This window comes from Nonomuraea diastatica (assembly GCF_004349015.1).
Lineage (GTDB): Bacteria > Actinomycetota > Actinomycetes > Streptosporangiales > Streptosporangiaceae > Nonomuraea > Nonomuraea diastatica.
On the sequence record NZ_SMKP01000135.1, the window covers coordinates 1 to 18,527 of the forward strand.

The window sequence follows — 18,527 nt, forward strand, 5'->3', positions numbered from 1 at the left end:
GGACCGGGGTGTCCGGGGTGGGGGTGGGGCTTGGGCCGGTGGGGACCGTGCCCGTCCAGGTGCGTTCGACCACCTCCGTGGCGGCGGCGAGGCGGGTGCCGCCCACCAGTTCCGCCAGCAGTGCCTGCGCGCCGGGCCGCAGGCGGGGGTCCTTGGCGAGGGCACGCTCCACGATCCCCCTGATGCCCTCCTCCAGCCCGTCCAGTCCGGGCCCGTCCTGCATGATCCGGTAGAGGACCTCCCCCGGAGCCCCGCCCCCAAAGGGCAGCCGTCCCGTCCCCGCGAACGCGATCACACCGCCCCAGGCGAACACGTCGGCGGCGGGTGTGAGCGGCTCCCCGCGCACCTGTTCCGGCGCCATGAAGGCGGGCGTCCCGAGGATCGCCTGGCTGGCCAGGCTGTCGTTGTCCACGAGCTGGGCGATGCCGAAGTCGATGACGCGGGGGCCGAGCGGCGACAGGAGCACGTTGGACGGTTTGAGGTCGCGGTGGATCACCCCGGCCCCGTGGATGGCGCTCAGCGCGGTCGCGATGCCCACGGCCAGCGCCTCGAGGTTGCCGCCCGACAGCGGCCCCTGGTCGTGTACGGCCTGCGCGAGGTCGGGCCCTTTGACGTATTCGGTGACGAGGTAGGCGACCTCGCCGTCGATGCCGGCGTCCAGGACGGGCGCGGTGCAGAACCTGGCCACCCGGCGGGCCGCCGCCACCTCTCGCTCGAAGCGCCGGCGGAAGGCCGGATCCCTGGCCAGCGCGGGGTGGATGAGCTTGACCGCGGCCAGGCCGCCGGTGGGCGTGGCCGCGAGGTGCACCTCTCCCATGCCGCCCTGGCCGAGGACGCGCCGCAGCGCGTACCCGCCTATGACCCGGTCACCGTCCATCGCAGACAGAGTAGCCAGGTCCCGGCATTTGCCACCCGGCCAGCCACCCGGCGAGGCCGGTCAGTCCCCACCGGGCGGCGCACCGGACGCCCCACCAGGCGGCTTACTGAGCGGTCGTGAACGTCCGCGCGGGGCCTACGCCGCGGCGCGCTCGCGGTCGTGCTCGCGCAGGAAGTCCCGGAGTCCCGCCAGGTCGTCGGTGTTGATGTGGTCCACGTCGGCCGCGACGAGCTCCCGCCAGAGCGCGTCACGCGCGGCACCGGCCGTGTCGGGGGTGGCCCAGAACCGCACCCTCTGCCCGTCGCGGTGCGCGGTCGTCACGATCTCGCGCAGTTTGGCCCGCTCGGCGGCCGGCATCTCGCCCTCGCCCAGCCAGCTGAAGTGGTTGGTCCAGTTGTCGCTGATCAGCGGGATCAGGCCCGGGTCGCCCTGCCCCAGGTCGTCCATGCGCCCGTCGTAGAAGGCGTAGCGCCGGTCCTGGCCGGCCATGAGCTCGCGCGGCCGTTCGCCGCTGACGACCACGGTCACCGCGCCGGGCCGCACCTTGCCCTTGTGGTAGGTGGTGAGCATCCTCTTGTACGCCTTGAGCACCCGGTCGAGCTCGGTGTACGTGGCCTCCCCGTTGTTCTTGATGTCCACGAGCAGCTGGAGTCGCTGCCGGGTGCCGGGAAAGACGCTCCCGTGGCGCGCCCGGCGGATCAGCGGGTCGAGGTAGAGCGACTGCAGCGTGCGGCCGGGACGCAGGTCCTCGGGGTCGTGCCCGACCCGCAGCTCGCCGTCCACCAGGTAGATGTCGGCCTCGACGCTCGTGAACCCGTGGTCGAGCGCGTCAAGAAGCGGCCGCTCGTGCTCGTAGTCGTTGTGCGCGTGGGCGCGTGGCAGCGGCTCCGGCCGGCCGGCCGCCTGAGCGGGAGCGGCCGCCAGCAGCATGGTTCCTGCCGCGACCAGCACGCCGAGGGTTCGACGCAACATCGTATCTCCTTGACATGGGAGGTAAGGGATGCGTGACACGTTACGCGTGCAAGTTGTGACACGGGTGACATCTCGCCTAACTGCCGGCGGCGGTCACGAGGCTCACTCGACGAACTGGATCTGGTGGTCCTCGACCTCGCCGCTGTCGGCCCATCCCGTCGCCGAGTCCACGGACTCGGCCCTGGCGACCAGGCGCAGCCGCATCCAGACGGGGCCGGCGGGCAGCGACTCGGGAATGGGCCAGGTCAGCTCGGCGTCCGTGGCGCCCTCGTCGACCAGCGTGGTGGCCCGCTCGTCGGCGTCGAAGCGGCCGTCGCGGTCGAAGTCGATCCAGCCGGCGACCTTCGACGGCGATCCGGCGGTCACGGGCACCGAGATCCGGCACCTCCGGCCGCTGAGCACGCTGCGCTCCTCCCCGCCCTCCATGGCGTCGTCCCCCGTGTCCAGGGGCAGGGCGCGCGGGGTCATGCTCACCTCGCCGGTGTGGTCGTCGCTCACCGACCACCCCAGATGGGAGTCAGTGATCGCGTGAGAGGCCACACCGAACGAGGCAGGCGCGTCGGAGACGTCCTCGGCCAGCGACAGCTTGAACGCGGCCCACAACTGCGGCATGGACCCGCCCCGCCCGTGGCGCACGTCATACGCCTTCAGCTTGACCGTGAACGTGCTGACCGTGCCGTTCACCTTGGCCGTCCCGCAGGTGTAGACAACCCCGCAGGTCGTGGAACGGGCGGGATAGACCCTTTCCGGGGCGATCGCGTCGCTCGTGACCCGGTACCCGGGGAACCCGGCCGCCCAGGAGAAGGTGGGCATGGCGGGTACGCCGCCGACCAGTTCGACGGCGGGCCAGTAGTCGTCGCGGCGCTTCCTGGACTCGCCCGAGGCGCCGCCCGTGCCGAACACGTGCAGCCGCGGGTCGCGTACGGGCCTGGAGAACGTGAACGTCAGCCGGGCGACGTCGCTCCACTCGCCGTCCTCGGCCGCGAAGCCCTCGTAGAGGTCGACGAAACCCGCGGACGTCTTGGTGTTGGCCGGGATCAGGTATTCGTCGTCGGGCGCCGCGGGGTTGGCGGACGACGCCTCTGCCGACGCCACCCGCGCCGTCCCGATCATCTCCTTCCGCACCGTCACCGTCACACCGGACGGCGCGCGGCCCGAGGCCACCGTGGCCGAGTTGGTGAACGACGATGGCGCGCTGTCGGCACGCGCGACGGGAGCGACCCCCGAGACGCCGACGAACGCCGTGGCCGTGCAGGCCACCATCACGCGAAAAGCCATTCTTGCTCCCCCGAAGCTGGTGATCCAGATCTACCGTCATGCCTGATCAGCGGGCGGCGGGACACGGTCAAGACATCGGCAATTTCGCCGTACGCCGCGCCCTGCGCAGGCGGCTCACGAGACCCCTGGTCACGCGGCGGGCGGCGAAGTCGCACCCGCACACGAACCGCATGGAAGGCCCGAACGTGGCCGCCGCCGCCAGCCCGACCAGGTGGAGCCCCGCGACGGACGTCTCGAAGGTGCCGCTGAGCCGCGGCGCGGGGCCCGGCGACGCCACCGCGCGCCGCAGATCCTCCCGGAGCAGCGTGATCCTCTCCACGTCCACCCGGTAGCCGGTGGCCGCGATCACGTGCTCGGTGTCGAGCGTGGTGACCGCCCCCGACAGGTCCCTCAGGTGCAGCCGGACACCGTCACCGTGCTCGCCTCGGTGCTCGGCGCCGGTCAGCCGCGTGCCCAGGATCACCTTGACGGCTCCGTCGAAGCGGTCCCGCAACCACCAGGAGCCGGCGGGTCCGAGCGTGTTGCGCACGATGTGGTCGCGGGTCGCGCCCGGCAGATACCTGATCGCGCCCGGCAACCGCGACCAGGCGACGGAGGGCCAGCCGCCGCCCAGCCGGGACCGCGGTGCCCGTGCGCGGGCCAGGAGCGAACGCCGCTCCGCGGGGACGTCGTTCCAGGCCAGCGCGTCCGCCCTGGCCACGATCCGGACGCTCGCACCTGCCTCCGCCAGCAACGTCGCGGTCTCCAGCGCCGACTGCCCCGCCCCCAGAACGGTCACGTCGCGGCCCGCGAACGCGCCCAGATCGTGATGGTCGCAGCTGTGCGTGGCCGCCTCGGGCGGCAGCCCGGCCAGAACGCCGGGCCGGTGGGCGAACGGCAGGTGCCCCACGGCCAGCACCGCGGTCCTGGCCAGGACGGACGCCCCCGACGACAGCGAGAGCGCGAACAGGTGCCCCTCCGCGCCGACGGCCGTCACCTCCGACTCGTCCAGGGCCTGGCCCACCGTCCGCGCGCGGAACCACTTGCCGTACGCGACGAACCGCTCCGCGGGCACCGGCTCGCCGTACGCGTAGCGGTGGAACGCGTCGAGGCCGTAGCGTCGCTCCGGGTCGCCCAGATGGGACGCGGCCGCCTCCGACTTCAGCAACATTCCGCGGGGCATGTGGAATTCCCATGCCCGCATCGGTTTTCCGAATATCCGGACGTCGAGTCCGGCGCCCAGCGCGTGAGCCGCCACAGAAAGCCCGTACGGGCCCGCGCCCACGATCGCCACGTCAATCACCGGCGTGCGCAAATTTCCTCCATCGTCATTTCCGTGACCCGGCAAGCCGGGTGAGACCACGCTTTATCGTCTGTCCGGCCATTCCCACGAAAGGCCGGAGGTCGTCGGCCGACAACCAGGCGAATTCATCGGCCGCGCACAGGGCGCGCAGGCTTTTCGGGCCGGCCGTGAAGAGGTCGTAGTTCTCCACCACGTACGTCCGTCCGTGACCGGTCCGGCCCCGCGTCGTCCACCGGCCGGAGAGATGCAGGTGGGCGGCGCGTACGAGGTCGAGGCCGTCGCGGTCGGTGAACAGGCGGAACTGGGCGCCGAGCCGGGGATTGAAGTCCAGCAGGTGGTAGGTGTCCGCCGCCGGGTCGTGGCGGAAGTCGATGTCGACGACCCCGCGGTATCCCAGCGTCACCGCCAGTTCGCGCGCCGCGCCCTCCACGACCGGGTTGGGCAGCCACCGTCCCCAGGTGGTGAGCCCGGCGCCTCTCGGGTAGGCGCGCTCCTTCCGTCCCGCGCCGCCGTACAGGCAGCGCGAGTTCTCGTCGAAATAACCGTGGAAGAACCAGTCCGAGCCCGGCCCTCCCGGCACGAAGCGCTGGAACAGCAGCTCGCGCCCCTCCACGTGCCGGAGCAGCCGCTCCACCTGCTGGGTCCTGCGCACCAGACCGGTCTTGCGCAGCCCGATGCCCGTGGGCAGGAGCCACGGCTGGGCCCACTTGGCGACCAGCGGCAGCCCGAAGTCGGCGACGGCCGCCGCCGCGTCGCCGGCGCCCGTGATCAGGCGGGTCTCCGGCTGGACGACGCCGAGCGTGGAGCAGAGCTGGTGCAGCAGGCGTTTGTCCGCCAGCGTGCGCGGCAGGCCGGGCATCTGGTCGGGCATGAGGTAGAAGGGGCGCAGATCGGCCGCGTGCTCGGCGACGGCGATGGCCCCCGCGTCGTCCAGCGTCAGGAGCACGGCCCGGCGTCCGATGCGGTCGGCGGCCCGCGTGAGCGCCTGGACGGTGTCGCGGCCGCGCGACCACGTGTGCATCCGCGCCAGATACCGGGAGCGGTACGTCGGCGCGTGCGCGCCCTCGACGAGCCCGTGCACCTCCACTCCGGCCCTGCCGAGCGAGCGAATGGCGCCGAGCGTCCCGTGATGAAAGACATTGGAGTCCAGTCGCAGCACGAGCGCCGGGACGGTGCAATCGAGCATGATTTACGTCCTCCTCCTTACGAAAAGCTATTGATCCGGCAAATCTCAGGGTGAATATCAGATCGGCCGTTATTCGGGGTGTAGGGAATGAGGGAAAACTCCGACGGGAGATATGCGATGGTGATGAGAAAGGGCTATCTGCGCTGTTCGCTGGCGATTGTCACGATCGCGGCGGCGGTGTGGCTGGGCCTGGGCGCATGGGGCGACGACCCGCCGGAAGACCGGCGCGCTCACGGCGCGGCGCTGGGCGTCTTCGTGGGCTCCGACTCGCGCGGCCCCAAGCATCTGGAACGCTTCGAGTCCTGGTTGAACAGCAGCGTGACGGTGGGACGCACCTACCTGCCCGGCGAGACCTGGAAGTCGATCGAGGGAGCCGAGTTCGTCCTCGGCCCCTGGACCCGCTGGCGTGCCGCCAGGCCGGACCGGGTCCTGGCGCTGAACGTGCCGATGATCGCTCCGAACGAGTCCGGGATGCCGGACGAGGAAGTGGCGCAGCGGCTGGCCGAGGGCGCCCGCGGCGACCACGACCACCATTTCGGGGAGCTCGGCAGGAGACTGGTCTCCGCCGGCGCCGGCGACACGATCATCGTGCTCGGCTGGGAGATGAACGGCACGACCTACTCCAGCCGCTGCGCGCCGAACCCGGAGGCGTGGAAGCAGTACTGGCGGCGCATCGTGGCGGCCATGCGCGCGGCGCCCGGCCAGCGGTTCCGCTTCGACTTCGCGCCCAGCCGCGGGCTCGACGCGATCCCCTGGACGGAGTGCTACCCGGGTGACGACGTGGTCGACATCATCGGCATGGACAGCTACGACCAGGGGCCGGGCCAGGACTTCTCCGACTACGTCAACCAGCCGTACGGGCTGCAGGCGCACGCCGACTTCGCCGCCCAGCACGGCAAGGCCCTCTCGTTCCCCGAGTGGGGGTTGTTCCGCAACGGCGACCGGCCCGACTACGTCCGCCGGATGCTCGACTGGATCGACAGTCACAATGTGCTCTATCACTCGATCTCCGATTACTGTCCTCACGGCATCTGGCAGTGCTCGTCGAACCCGCGCTCGGCGGAGGTCTTCCGCGAGCGGCTGCATCGGCGTCCGTTCCCCGTACCGACCCCCAGCAGCCCGAGCGTGCACGAGGCGAGCGCGTCCATCGACCGGCCCACGTCGAACCCGCCCGCCAGCTCCACGGCGGCCGACCCCTCCGCGGCGGCGAGCGAGGGGCTCCCGAGCCTGAGCAGCAGCGCCTCGGCCAACGCCACCACGTCGCCGGGCGCGACGACCGCGCCGACCCCGCCGGTCACCACCTCTGAGATCCCCGGCACCCCGCAGGCGATGAGCGAGCGTCCCGTGGCCAGCGCCTCCAGCGCCGTGAACGGCAGCCCTTCCCAGCGGGAGGGCAACACCACCACGTCGGCCGCGACGTACCAGGGCCTGGCGTCGGCCACGTCGCCGGCGAAGTGAACGCGCGGCACGGCCCGCGCCCGCAGCGCGGGCAGCAGCGGGCCGTCGCCGACGACGGCCAGCCGGGCCGCGTCGTCGCGCGCGGCCACCCGCTCCCACGCCGACAGCAGCAGGTCCTGGCCCTTCTGCCGGGTGATCCTGCCGACGCAGACCGCCAGCGGCGTCCCCTCCGGGATGCCGTGGCCCGCCCGGGCCGCCGCGCGCTCCTCCGGGCCGGCGGGCCGGAACCGGCGCAGGTCCACGCCGTTGCGCACCACCACGAGCTCGGCGAGCACGCCGTACCGCCTGGCCAGCGCCGCTTCGCCCGCACCGACGCAGATCACCAGGTCGGCCCAGCGCGCGGCCAGCCGTTCCCAGCCCAGCGCCGCGGCGGCGAGCGCGCCACGGGCCGCCAGCCACGACCAGCCGTGCGGCTGGAAGAGCGTGGGCACCCGTCCCCGCAGCGCGGCCCTGCCCGCCAGCCCGGCCTTGGACGAGTGCAGGTGCACCACGTCGGGGCCGAACTCCCTGACGATCCGCGCCAGCCGGGCCGCCTGCCCCACGTCGGCGAGCCCCGGCGCGCGGGTCGCCGCCCAGGCCAGGCAGGGCACCCCCAGACCGGCCAGCTCCCCGGCCAGCGGGCCGGCGAACCGGCCGGCCGGCGGGCAGGCGACCGCGACCCGCCAGCCCCGCCGCGCCTGATCGGCGGCGGCCGTCGCCACGTAGGCGCCGACGCCGCCGTCCACCGGCTGCGTGACGTGCAGGACGCGCGGCGTCACCGCCATGCCGCGAACCTCTCCACCAGCCGCGGGCAGCGCCGCTTCAGCAGGTCCTGGCCCGCCGCGCGGGCGTCCACGCTCGCGGCGTAGGCGCCGGACCGGACACCACGGCCGAGCATCACCCGCTGGTTGACGACCGCCTCGCAGCCGAACTTCGCCTTGTGCGGCTCGTCGCCGCGCAGCAGGCTCAGCACCGGCCTGCCCAGCCGGTGGGTCGTCTCCAGGTTGTCGCGCAACAACATCGTGAGGACGTCGGCCTCGGCACGCAGCTCCGGATCGGCGCCGTACAGGTAGCCGCCCACGAAGTCCTTGCCGACCACGGTCAGATCGCAGGCCCGCAACCGCCCCCGCACCCTGAACTCCTTCAGCACCGCGCGGTCCTCCGTCACCAGCGACCGCGTGGCCCGCGTCAGATGATCCATGAACCGCGGCTGCGTGTGCTGCGCGTTGATCCCCCGGCTCTCCCACTGCAGGACGTGCAGCCGCAGCAGCTCGGTCACCGCGTGCTCGACCCGGTCCGGCTCGACCACGTCCACCGACAGGTCCATCGCGTCGAGCTTGCGCAACGCCGTCCGCAGCCGGCGCGCCCGCCGGCCGTTGAGCCCGGCCATCACCTGCTCGATCGGCTGTCCCGGCAGCTGCAGGCAGGTGGACGCGGGCAGGGTCCAGGCCCGGCCGCCCCAGAGCCCGGCCAGCCGCAGGACGGCCGCGCCCGGCCGCGCCTCGGGCAGGTCGATCACGTCCCAGCCCGGCTGGGCGAGCAGCCCGGCGCGCAACTCGCGCAGGCCGGTGTCCCCCTCGGCGTCGTCCACCATGATGTCCGTGAAGTCGGACTGCCCGCCGCCGACGGGCGTCAGCACCCGGCAGCCCAGCCGGTACTCCAGCCTGAGGGGCGCCGCCGCGACCAGCCGCCCGCCCCGGTACGCCAGGAACACCCGCAGCCTCCCCGGAGTTCCATAGGCCCGCCACCAGGAGCAGAGCCAGCTGTACGACTGGAACGGCGTGGCCGCCGAGCTGCGCGCGTACAGGTCGGCCCAGTCCTCCGACAACCCCGCGAGCGCGTTCCGGGGCACGACCCGCAGCGTGAGCCGCGCGGTGCGCGAGGGCGCGGCGCTCACGCCTCCGCCCCGCTCAGCACCGGCGCGGGCTCGCGCCGCGCCTGCCGGAGTGCCTGCGGCGCGGCCAGGCGGACCAGGCCGGCGACCAGGGCCGCCCCGAAAGCGCCGACCACCACGCTGACCAGCGGCACCGGGGCCGAGGGGCGGGTCGGGATGGACGCGCTGGCAAAGGGCGCCAGCCGCACGCGGGTGTCGGTGGCGTGCCTGTTGGCGTACGTGACCAGCGCGGTGGCGGCCCGGTTGACGCGGTCCGCGGCCTCCCACGCGGTGGGCGCCACGGACGTGAGACGCACCAGCGGGGCGTCCGGCGAGGCCGCCACGCTCAGGCTGCCCCATTCGTTCGCGTCGCCGGTGAGCAGGCCGGGGTGGGCGGAGATCCGGGCGTAGGCGGAGGCGAAGTCGATCGCCTGCGCCGGGTCGCCGCCCGCCACCACCACGACGTAGGCGTCGGCGGCGTAGACGGCGTCCGTGGCCACGGCGTACGCGGCCCCGCCCGACGCCCCCAGTGCCAGGGACAGCGGCAGCCACCATCGCGCGAGCACGCCCATGATGCGGGCCCGGGTCCATGTCATCGTTGATCCTCCGTGGGTGCGGCGCCCAGCAGGCGCAGATAGAGCGACTCCAGCCGGTCGGCCTGGCGGCGGATGTCGTAGAGGCGGACGGCGTCGGGCGGGGGCAGCCGCCCGGGCGGGCGGGCGGCGAGCACGGCAAGTTCGGTGGCGAGCCGGTCCGGAGGGACACGCCTGGCCCCGGGCGCCGAACCCGGCGGCAGGTCGTCGACGGCCGGGCAGGTGTCGTACAGGACCGGGAGGCCCGCGGCGAGCGCCTCGACGACCGCCAGCCCGAACGTCTCCTCCGCCGACGGCGCGGCCAGCACGTCCATCGCCGACAACATCGCCCGCACGTCGGTCGACTCGCCGGCGAAGATCACCCGGTGTCCCGCGCCCACCGCAGCGGCCAGCTGCCGCAGGCGCGGCTCGCACGAACCCGAGCCGACCAGGAGCAGAACGGCGGATCCGAGCGCCGGCAGCGCCTCGATCAGCGTGTCGAAACGTTTGCCCGGCTCCAGCCGGCCGACCCCGCCGATCACGAAGGCGTGCGCGGGCACGCCCAGCCGCTGACGAGTGCGCCGGCGCAGCGCCGCGTCGAAGCCGAACGCCCTGCCGTCGACGCCGTTGGGGATCACCACGATGCGCGAGCGCGGCACGCCCCAGCCGGCCAGCCGGTCGGCCACGGTCGGCGAGACGGCCACGGTCAGGTGCCCGAGCAGCTCGCTGGCGAGGTACAACGCCCTGACGGGGCGGGTGAGGCGGCGCCCCTCGATGTGCTCGCGGCCGATCGAGTGCTCGGTCGCCACGATCGCGGGGACGTTCGCCAGCCGCGCGGCCAGCCTGCCGTACACGCAGGCGCGGTACAGGTGGGTGTGCACCACTTCGTAGCGGCGCCTGCGCATGAGCCGGGCCAGCCGCCCGACGGCCCGCAGGTCCCGGTTCCCGCGCATCCCGACCTGGTGGACGGGCACGCCGGTGCGCGCGATGGCGTCCGCGACCACGCCGGAGCCGGTGAGCACCGCGACGTCGCACCGGGCGCGCAGATGCGGCAGCAGGAAGCGCAGCTGCTGCTCCGCTCCGCCCGCCGCCAGACCGGTGATGACATGCAGGACCTTCACCAGCACCACCGGACCTGGTGACGCACCCGCTTGACGCGCAGCCGCAGCGCGCCGTCCCGCTCGCCGACGTAGGTACGCGGCAGCGCGTAGCGACCGCTGAGCTCGGACTTCCAGATCGCGCAGCCGTAGCCGTAGCCGGCCCTGCGGACGGCGTCCACCTCGCGCGCGCCGGCGTGCCCGTACGGGTAGCAGTATCCGGTCACCGGCTCGCCGAGCAGGTTCTCCAGCACCGCCTTGCCGGCCGTCACCTCGTGCCAGAGGTCGGCCTCGCTCAGGCCGGTCAGCGAGCGGTGCCTGGCCGAGTGCGAGCCGACCTCCATGCCCTGCCGCGCGGCCCGGCGCACGCCGTCCGCGTCCATGAGGCGCTTGCGCGGCCCTGCGGCGTCCCAGGCGTTGTGCTCGCCGATCAGGTCGGACACCACGAAGACCGTGGCGGTGAACCCGCGTTCGAGCAGCGCGGGCACGACCTCGCCGAGGAAGTCGGCGTACCCGTCGTCGAAAGTGAGCCCGACCAGGCGCCTGGCGTTGCCCTCTGCGTGGGCGCGCAGCAGCTCGCGCATGGAGACGCCGGTCAGGCCGCACCGGGCCAGCCAGCGCAGTTGCCGGTCGAAGCGGTCGGGCGAGACGGTGATCTGGAAGGGATCGTTGTCACACTTCTCGACGGAGTGGTACATGAGCACGTACGGCATGGCGGTCATCCGCGACCTCGCGTCCTGATCGAGCGGGTGATTTCGGTGAGCGTGGTCGTGGCCCCCGCGAGGGCCGCGACGGCGCAGAAGGCGGCGGCGATCGCGGCGCACGCCAGGCCCAGGGCCACCGGCCGCGGCAGGTCCGCCAGCAGCGGCCGCGTCGCCCAGCCCGCTCCCGCGGCGGCGGCGGCGGCCACGAGCAGCACGCCGACAGGCGTGGCGGCGGCGCGCAGCGGCAGGGCGATGACGCGCCTGCGCAGTCCGGCCAGCAGCACCACGCCGGTCAGCGTGATCCCGGCCGCGTTGGCCGCGGCCAGCCCCGTGACCCCCCACGCCGGCCGGGCCAGCACGACCGTCACGGCCAGCCCCGCGACCATCGCGAGCGCCGGGTACCAGGAGGCGCGGGGCCCGCAGAAGTAGGTACGGCACACGACCCCGACCACCGCCTGGCCGAGCAGTCCCAGCGTGTACACCTGCATGATCCGCGCGGTGGCGGCGGCGTCCGCCTCGGTGAACGCGCCGTACCGCAGCAGGACGGCCACGACGTCGGGAGCGCAGACCAGCAGCGCCGCCGTGGCGGGCAGCACGATCGCCGAGGCGGCGACCAGGTCGCCGACCAGCCTCCGGCGCGCTTGCTCGCCGTCGCCGGCGGCGACGGCGCGGGCCAGGTCGGGGAAGGTCACCGTCGCCACGATCAGGGACAACACCATCGGCACCTGCGCGATCTTCTGCGCGTAGTTGAGGTGCGAGATCGACCCCTCGGACAACGAGGAACCGACGAACCTCTCGATGAAGACCTGGCTCTGGCGCGCGAGCGTGAAGATCGCGATCGGCAGGAACGCGGCCAGGGGCAGCGGCACCCCGCGCGTGGGGCGGCGGGGCGGGCCGAAGCGCCGGACGAACGCCGGGGCCTGGACGAGCACCATGCCCACGCCGCCCACGGCCACGCCCACCGCGGCGGCGTACGCGCCCTGGTCGCGCAGCGACCACAGGCAGACGATGATCCCCAGGTTGTAGGCGACGTAGATGGCGGCCGGCGGCGCGAACGCCTGGTGCGAGCGGAGCGCCGCGCTGAGGTACCCGGCCAGCCCGAACGTCAGGATCGTGACCGAGGCGACACGCATGCAGTCGGCCGCGAGGTCGGCCCTCGGTATGCCGGGGGCGAGCAGGCCGACCAGCCACGGCGCGCCCGCGGCGGCCATCGCACTCAGCGCCGCGAGCGCGAGAGACAGGTACGGCAACGTCGACGACACGAGGGCCCGCGGATCGTCGCCCGCCTCCACCGCCCGGCTGAACAGCGGGACCAGCACGAAGGCCATCGCACCCTCGATGAGCAGGGGCGCCGCGGTCTCCGGGATCGTCCAGGCGACGAGGAACGCGTCGGTGCCGGCGTCGGCCCCGAACGTCGTGCCCAGCAGCAGGTCGCGGGCGAAGCCGAGCAGCGAGCCGAGCCCGATGAGCAGCGCGGTGACGCTGACGGCCTTGACCGCGGGCGAGGTGGCCGTCGTCATCGGTGCCCGCCGCGCCCGCCCGGTGCGCCGCTCAGCGGCGGCAGCGCCGCGCGCCGGGTGACGCGCGACAGGACCAGCCCCAGGACGACCGACATGACCAGCGTCGGAGGGCCGCCGATGTCGCCGTAGACGAAGTCGGCCAACTGCCAGGTCAGCAGCCCGGCCGCGATCACCGCGCCCCCTCGGACCGCCCACCACGCCATGGACCCCAGGCAGAGGCCGAGGGCGGCCAGCCCGAGCAGGCCCTGTTCGCTGAGGGTCAGCAGGTACATGTTGTGCGGGGAGAGCAGCGGCCGGCGCTCGAAGCCGTGCGCCGGATCGTCGGTGTCGCTGCCGGATGACAGCTCGATGGGCGCGTACGTGTCGCGCAGCTCCGCGAACCGGCGCGGTCCGACCCCGGTCAGCGGGTGGTCGAGCCACATGCCGGCGGCGGTGCGCCACAGGGTGTACCGGTCGCTCAGCGACTGGTCGGGCTGGGTGACGGCGGAGGCGATCGAGGCGACCCGCCGTCCCAGCACGTCCGATCCCGTGCCGAGGCCGGCGATCAGCACGATCCCGGCGGCGGCGCCGGCGAGGAGCACCCGGGCGGCGAGCACCCGGCTGCGCATGAAGAGCATGACCAGCGCCGCGCACAGCAGGGCGAGCCAGGCGCCCCGGCTGAGCGACAGGGCGAGAGGGACGCAGAGCAGGGCGGCGCCCCCGAGCGCGGCGGCGCGCCACCGGCCGCGTACGGCGAGGCCCACGCCCAGCAGGATGATCGCGCCGAAGCTGACCACGCTGGCCATGCCCATGACGTCGAGCGCGCCGAACGTGCCGACGGCCCGCACCCGCTCTCCGGCGTACGACGCCCCGGTGCCGGTGAGCGTCTGAACGCACCCGACCACGCCCTGCACCACCGCGGCGCCGACGACGGCCCCGCCCACGATCAGGCTGTCGGCACGGTCGCGCACCGTCACCATGACGGCCAGCGGGACGATCACGAACACCTGGACGTACCTGAGGTAGCCCGGCACGCTCGCCAGCGTGTCGGGCGAGGCCAGCACGGCGATGGCGGCCGCGCCCGCGACAGGCGCGAGCACCAGCGCGCGGGGGGGCAGTTCGGCCACCCGCGGGCTCGTGAACAGGAGGGCGAGCGCGACGGCGGCCAGCGCGACGGAGGCGACGTCGGCGGCCGTCACCCGCACGTGGGAGAACGGGCCGTCGAGCCCCGCAGGCAGGCAGGTCAGGAGCACGGTCGCGGCCGCCACGAGGCTGGGTCGGTGATGGGCGCCCACGGGTCAGCTCCCGCCCAGCCGGAGCAGGGACCACACGGTCCGCAGCATGATCTTGATGTCGGCGCCGAGGGACCACCCGTCGATGTAGTGGTTGTCGAAACGGGCGCGGTCCTCGATCGAGGTGTCGCCGCGCAGGCCGTGGATCTGGGCCCACCCGGTGATCCCGGCCGGCATCCGATGCCGCAGGCCGTAGCCGGGAATGGTCCGGGAGAACTCGTCGACGAAGTGCGGGCGTTCCGGCCGGGGGCCGACGATGCTCATGTCTCCCTTGAGAACGTTCCACAACTGCGGGAGCTCGTCGACCGACGTCCTGCGCAGCAGCCTGCCCACCCGGCCGACCCGGTTGTCGTGGGCGATGCTCCACAGGGTCTCCGACTCGTGCGCGTCGGCGGGTTTCATCGTCCTGAGTTTGATCACCTCGATCGGCTCCCCCTGGCAGCCCACCCGCCGCTGCCGGAAGAGCGGGCTCTGGCCGACCTCCGCGCGAATGATCAGCGCGCAGAGAGCCAGAACCGGCGCGGTCAGGATGAGGCCGGTCAGCGCGATCGTGACGTCGAGTGCCCGCTTCAGCGGCCAGAGCGCGCTGCACTGCGCGACGGGACGCATGCGGAGCAGCGGGAAACCGCGTACGTGCTCGCGCAGCGTGACGAAGTCGACGATCAGTTCGCTCAGGTCGAGCGCGAGGTACACGTCACAGCCCAGCGCCCTCGCCGTCCGCGCGATCGGCTGCTGCCCCTGCCCCGCGAGGATCACCGCGCGCACCTCGTAGGCCTGGATGATGTGCGCGACCTCGCCGGGCCGGCCAAGAACGGGCAGGTCAGGGGCCTCTTCGGCCGTCTCGTCGAGGAAGCCCAGGGGAAGCAGGCCGTACTCCGGGTGGGCGAGCAGGCTCTCCGCCAGCCGGTGGCCGTGCGGTCCCGCGCCGATCACCAGCGTGGGCACCGACCGCCCGTACCGGTGCGCTCTGCGGACCGCGAAGGCGAGCATGTTCCTGCCGCACACCGCGAGGAAGGTGTAGAGCAGCGCGCACAGCACGATCGTGACGAACGACGCCGACTCCCGGAAGGCCACGCAGGCGGCCACGAAGCCGGATCCGGCGATCCAGCCGCCACGGTCGAGGCTGGAGGGCAGGATCCGCGGCGCGTACACCCGGCCGAGGCCGTTGAGCACGACGACCACGATCCCCGCGACGGCGACGGGCGGGATGCCCCGGCCGACCTGGGCGGCGGTGAAGGCCATGCACAAAAGGTCGACTCCGCCCAGGGCGAGTGGCTGAGCTGCCCGCCATAGTCGTGTGCTCCGGCGCCCCGTCGGCCGCGCGGCCCGGCGGTCGCCCCCAACGCTAACAGCCACTGCTTCTCCGGACTTAGCTCGTTCGACCGGACCGGCCGTCGATCAGCCAATCCAATCCACCCATGAGGCCAATAGTCACCTTTTCGGCAACCTGCCGCGGCATAGGCGTTGAGCAGGGGCTTTCCTAGGCAATACGCTAACAATCCCGCAGCGAGCGACTTGATAGTAGCTCCACCACACGGAGAAAATCGAATACGTTAAGGGCGAAATCACCGCGCCGCTCGGCAACATTTTTTTGGCCGTTCTTTGAGCAGGCGAATGCTATTCCGACGTTTAGTGCCGCATTTATCACGCAGAACGGCGGTGTCCACCGGGACACCGCCGTTCTGGAGCCGGACCGGCCTACCGCCGCAGGACCATCCTGGCCGGACTGACCAGCAGGAGGCCCGCGATGCCGAGCACGGGCAGGAGGGTGAGCTGCCAGAGGCCGGCGCCGTCCCAGCCGAGCGCGCCGACGAGACGGGCGAACAGCAGCCCGGAGAAGGCGGCGGCGACGTAATAGGTGAGGATGAACAGTCCCGCGCCACGGCCGACGTGGTGCGGGCGGACGGCCCGCTGCATGGCGGTGGAGCAGTTGGTGAACAGGAAGCCGCTGGCGAAGGTGCCCATGAGGAACGACAGCAGATACTGCGCCGGCGCCGCGGTCGCGACCTGGTACATGAGGTACGCGGTGACCGACGTGGCGACCATGGCGAACATCAGGAGGCGGGCCTGGTTGAACCGGTCGCCCAACCAGCCGGCCGGCAGGGCCATCATGGCGCCCAGACCGCCCATGGACACCGCGAAGGCCGCCTGGTCCGCGGTGAAGCCGAGCCCTTCGCGGAGGAAGGTCGGGTAGAGCCCGAGATAGCCGTAGAAGACCAGGCCGGACACGGCGCAGGCGATGCCCACGCCGAGGGTGTTGCGGTTGTAGGGGGAGGCCGGCACGTGCTCGTACGCCGCGGCGTCGGCCTCCGAGGCCGTGCCAGTGACCGCCTCGGTCATCTTGCGTGACACCGTGAACGCGATGAGCAGGCTCATGGCGAGACCGGCGGCGGCGAACAGGAAGAACGGCGTGCGCCAGGTGCCGGAGCTCTCGGCGAGCCCCGTGCCGATGAGCGGGCCGAGGAAGACGCCCAGTCCGAACGCCACGCCCACGACGCCCGCGGCCAGCGCGCGCCGGTGGAAGAAGAACGCCCCGATCACCGCGTACAGGGCGGTGGCCTGGACGCCCTCGCCGATGCCCGAGACCAGGCGGTAAATGCTCATGTCGACGAACCCGACGGCGAGCGGGATGGCCAGCGTGCCGAGGGAGTAGACCAGCACGCTGATGACGATGATCGTCCTGCGGGAGAGCCGGTCGGCCAGGTATCCGGCAGGGGGCCCGGCGAGCGCGAGGCCCAGCGTGAAGCCGGTGGCCAGCAGACCGCCCTGCTCCAGAGAGAAGCCGAGCTCGGTCCGGATCTCGGGCAGGAGGGGGTAGAAGATCTGCCGGTCCATCGCGTTGAGCATGTACGACGCACATAGGACCGCGAACCCGATCGCGACGGAGGCCTTCGTCACCTGCTGGGAGGCGTCGCCCCGGGGGCGCTCTGTGGTGCTGCTCATCTGGCGCTCCTATGCGCTGGAGGGCACGAGACCACCGTCGGGCACGCAGTCGCGCGCCAGGCGGACACTCGTCCGTACAGTGGTCACCATGGGCTGGCCTCAGAATGATGTGCGCAGAGCAGCATGTCAAGAGTCTGTTCCCAGCAGGAGGCCCACCTCGGACAATTGTCCGCAGCATGGCTGGACTCGTCCGCCTACGCCGGTTCTCGCTGGTCCGGAAGAGCGCCGATCAACGGCTCAGCCGAGCTCCGCCAGGAGCGCCTCAACCGCCGCGGCTTCGGGCACGCCCAGGTCGGCGTAGAGGCGCAGGGCCAGCTCCGCGTGATCCCGCGCCACGTCGGCGCGGCCACGATCGTGATGGACACGCGCCAGTCCCTCGTGGGCGCGCGCCTCCTCGGCCCGGTCGCCCAGCTCGCGCGCGACGGCCAGGGCGTCGCGGTGACACGCGACGGCCTGGTCGTGATCACCGAGGCACCGTCCGGCCTCCCCCAGCCCGTTGAGCGGCGCGGCCTCGTCACTCCGGCCGCCCAGCTCGCGATAGAGCTCCAGCGCGTGCCGGTGCTGGTCACGGGCCTGCTCGTACCGCCCCTGCGCCCGGTGGACCTGGCCGAGAAGGTCGAGCACGCCGGCCTCACCCCTCCGGTTTCCCAGCCGGCGGTGAAGCGCGAGGGCCCGGCGATGGTGGTCGAGCGCCGCGCCGTGGCGTCCCTGCCGCTGGTGGCTGATGCCGAGACTGCTCAGGGTGTAGGCCTCCCCGACGGGGTTACCGATCTCACGGCTCAGCGCGAGGGCCTGCTCCAGATGATGGTCCGCCCGCTCGTACGCGTGGCGTCGCAGGCACACGTTGCCGAGCGTGTTGTGCGCCCGCGACTCGCCAAGCCGGTCGCCGGCCGCGCGGCACAACTCCAGAGCCGGCCCGCAGAGCTCGTACGACTCCTCGTAACGGCCCTGCCGCCAGCGCACCGGCCGTGTCCGTCTTCACCCATGCCGCGTGGGTGGTGGGTCCCCTGGTGGACTACGGTGTGCCCCCGCTCGTGGTGGCCCTGGCTCGGCGCCGCCAAGGCCGCAGGCGCGGCGGGCCTGCTCGTCGGGCTGTTCGTACCCGTCATCGGTGTCATGGCCGCGATCTGCCTGGTGGCGTACTTCACCTAAGCCGTCATCACCGTGATCCGCGCCCGCTCGTACGCGCACATACCGTTCCCCCTGCTCTACATGGCCCCGGTTGTCGCCTCCCTGGTGCTCGGGTTCATGGCCTGAGCAGCCAGACGCCCCTCCGCCCACGCCATTCGCGCGGCCGGAGGGGCGTCTCGGCGCTCAGTTCGACAGATAGACGAGAAAGCCCAGAGCGATGTAGCCGAGCACCAGCCCCGCCGTCGCCAGCCTTCGGCCTTCCAAGCCGTACCGGTCGATCTCCGTCATCGCGCTGTGCCCGACGATCACGACGACGATGCTCAGGATCCCGCACATGACCAGGCCCGCCCACGCCTAAGTAGCACTACTCAGGGACAAATGCGC

General features: G+C 72.7%; 17 protein-coding genes and 1 pseudogene. 2 read left to right on the plus strand and 16 right to left on the minus strand.

Going from position 1 to position 18,527, the window contains the following annotated elements; all coding sequences use genetic code 11:
* The 5 genes from E1294_RS35895 to E1294_RS35915 form a co-directional block, all read right to left on the minus strand.
* On the minus strand, window positions 1-877 hold an 877-nt coding region (locus E1294_RS35895; protein WP_132515431.1), incomplete at its 3' end, for a serine/threonine-protein kinase.
* Window positions 878-1,012: 135 nt separating this feature from the next.
* Window positions 1,013-1,849: a phosphatidylinositol-specific phospholipase C/glycerophosphodiester phosphodiesterase family protein gene (locus E1294_RS35900; protein WP_132515432.1), complete on the minus strand. Its 837-nt coding sequence runs from the start codon at window positions 1,847-1,849 to the stop codon at window positions 1,013-1,015.
* A gap of 102 nt (window positions 1,850-1,951) precedes the next feature.
* Window positions 1,952-3,127 (minus strand): GEVED domain-containing protein, encoded by a 1,176-nt coding sequence (locus tag E1294_RS35905; RefSeq protein ID WP_132515433.1) that lies wholly within the window; start codon window positions 3,125-3,127, stop codon window positions 1,952-1,954.
* A gap of 67 nt (window positions 3,128-3,194) precedes the next feature.
* The gene (locus E1294_RS35910) at window positions 3,195-4,409 is read right to left on the minus strand and encodes an FAD-dependent oxidoreductase (protein ID WP_132515455.1); all 1,215 of its coding nucleotides are present in this window, start codon (window positions 4,407-4,409) and stop codon (window positions 3,195-3,197) included.
* A gap of 25 nt (window positions 4,410-4,434) precedes the next feature.
* Window positions 4,435-5,595, minus strand: a complete 1,161-nt coding sequence (locus E1294_RS35915) for a carboxylate--amine ligase (RefSeq protein ID WP_132515434.1) — start codon at window positions 5,593-5,595, stop codon at window positions 4,435-4,437.
* A 603-nt stretch (window positions 5,596-6,198) separates the two neighbouring features.
* On the opposite strand from E1294_RS35915, the pseudogene E1294_RS57520 reads away from it, so the two are divergent.
* Window positions 6,199-6,405: pseudogene (locus tag E1294_RS57520) on the plus strand (glycosyl hydrolase); the annotation flags it as partial.
* 212 nt (window positions 6,406-6,617) lie between these two features.
* Here the strand turns inward: E1294_RS57520 and E1294_RS35925 are convergent.
* The 10 genes from E1294_RS35925 to E1294_RS35970 all read right to left on the minus strand — a co-directional run bounded on the left by E1294_RS35925 (window position 6,618) and on the right by E1294_RS35970 (window position 17,975).
* A complete protein-coding gene (locus E1294_RS35925) occupies window positions 6,618-7,817 on the minus strand; it encodes a glycosyltransferase (protein ID WP_132515435.1) in 1,200 nt (399 codons plus the stop codon).
* On the minus strand, window positions 7,808-8,929 hold the full coding sequence (locus E1294_RS35930; protein ID WP_132515436.1) for a GNAT family N-acetyltransferase: 1,122 nt from the start codon (window positions 8,927-8,929) through the stop codon (window positions 7,808-7,810). The genes E1294_RS35925 and E1294_RS35930 overlap by 10 nt, the downstream gene beginning before the upstream one ends.
* A complete protein-coding gene (locus E1294_RS35935) occupies window positions 8,926-9,501 on the minus strand; it encodes a lipopolysaccharide biosynthesis protein (protein ID WP_132515437.1) in 576 nt (191 codons plus the stop codon). The genes E1294_RS35930 and E1294_RS35935 overlap by 4 nt, the downstream gene beginning before the upstream one ends.
* Window positions 9,498-10,598 carry a glycosyltransferase gene (locus E1294_RS35940; protein ID WP_132515438.1) on the minus strand — a complete coding sequence of 367 codons (1,101 nt, stop codon included), beginning with the start codon at window positions 10,596-10,598 and terminating at the stop codon, window positions 9,498-9,500. The genes E1294_RS35935 and E1294_RS35940 overlap by 4 nt, the downstream gene beginning before the upstream one ends.
* Complete coding sequence (locus E1294_RS35945) at window positions 10,595-11,296, minus strand: polysaccharide deacetylase family protein (protein ID WP_246083538.1); 702 nt, start codon at window positions 11,294-11,296, stop codon at window positions 10,595-10,597. Before E1294_RS35945 ends, E1294_RS35940 begins: the two co-directional genes overlap by 4 nt.
* Window positions 11,293-12,798 (minus strand): lipid II flippase MurJ, encoded by a 1,506-nt coding sequence (locus tag E1294_RS35950; RefSeq protein ID WP_132515439.1) that lies wholly within the window; start codon window positions 12,796-12,798, stop codon window positions 11,293-11,295. Before E1294_RS35950 ends, E1294_RS35945 begins: the two co-directional genes overlap by 4 nt.
* The gene (locus E1294_RS35955; protein WP_132515440.1) at window positions 12,795-14,072 is read right to left on the minus strand and encodes an O-antigen ligase family protein; all 1,278 of its coding nucleotides are present in this window, start codon (window positions 14,070-14,072) and stop codon (window positions 12,795-12,797) included. The genes E1294_RS35950 and E1294_RS35955 overlap by 4 nt, the downstream gene beginning before the upstream one ends.
* Window positions 14,073-14,075: 3 nt before the next feature.
* Complete coding sequence (locus E1294_RS35960) at window positions 14,076-15,311, minus strand: sugar transferase (protein ID WP_132515441.1); 1,236 nt, start codon at window positions 15,309-15,311, stop codon at window positions 14,076-14,078.
* 456 nt (window positions 15,312-15,767) lie between these two features.
* Entirely contained in the window at window positions 15,768-17,012 is a 1,245-nt protein-coding gene (locus tag E1294_RS35965; protein WP_132515442.1) for an MFS transporter, read from the minus strand.
* A 237-nt stretch (window positions 17,013-17,249) separates the two neighbouring features.
* The gene (locus tag E1294_RS35970) at window positions 17,250-17,975 is read right to left on the minus strand and encodes a tetratricopeptide repeat protein (protein ID WP_132515443.1); all 726 of its coding nucleotides are present in this window, start codon (window positions 17,973-17,975) and stop codon (window positions 17,250-17,252) included.
* A gap of 57 nt (window positions 17,976-18,032) precedes the next feature.
* Here E1294_RS35970 and E1294_RS56450 point away from each other — a divergent pair, with 57 nt between their 5' ends.
* Window positions 18,033-18,164 (plus strand): DoxX family protein, encoded by a 132-nt coding sequence (locus E1294_RS56450; RefSeq protein ID WP_246083539.1) that lies wholly within the window; start codon window positions 18,033-18,035, stop codon window positions 18,162-18,164.
* Window positions 18,165-18,326: 162 nt separating this feature from the next.
* Here E1294_RS56450 and E1294_RS35980 read toward each other — a convergent pair whose 3' ends face one another.
* A complete protein-coding gene (locus E1294_RS35980; protein WP_132515444.1) occupies window positions 18,327-18,479 on the minus strand; it encodes a DUF4190 domain-containing protein in 153 nt (50 codons plus the stop codon).
* Window positions 18,480-18,527: the final 48 nt, after the last annotated feature.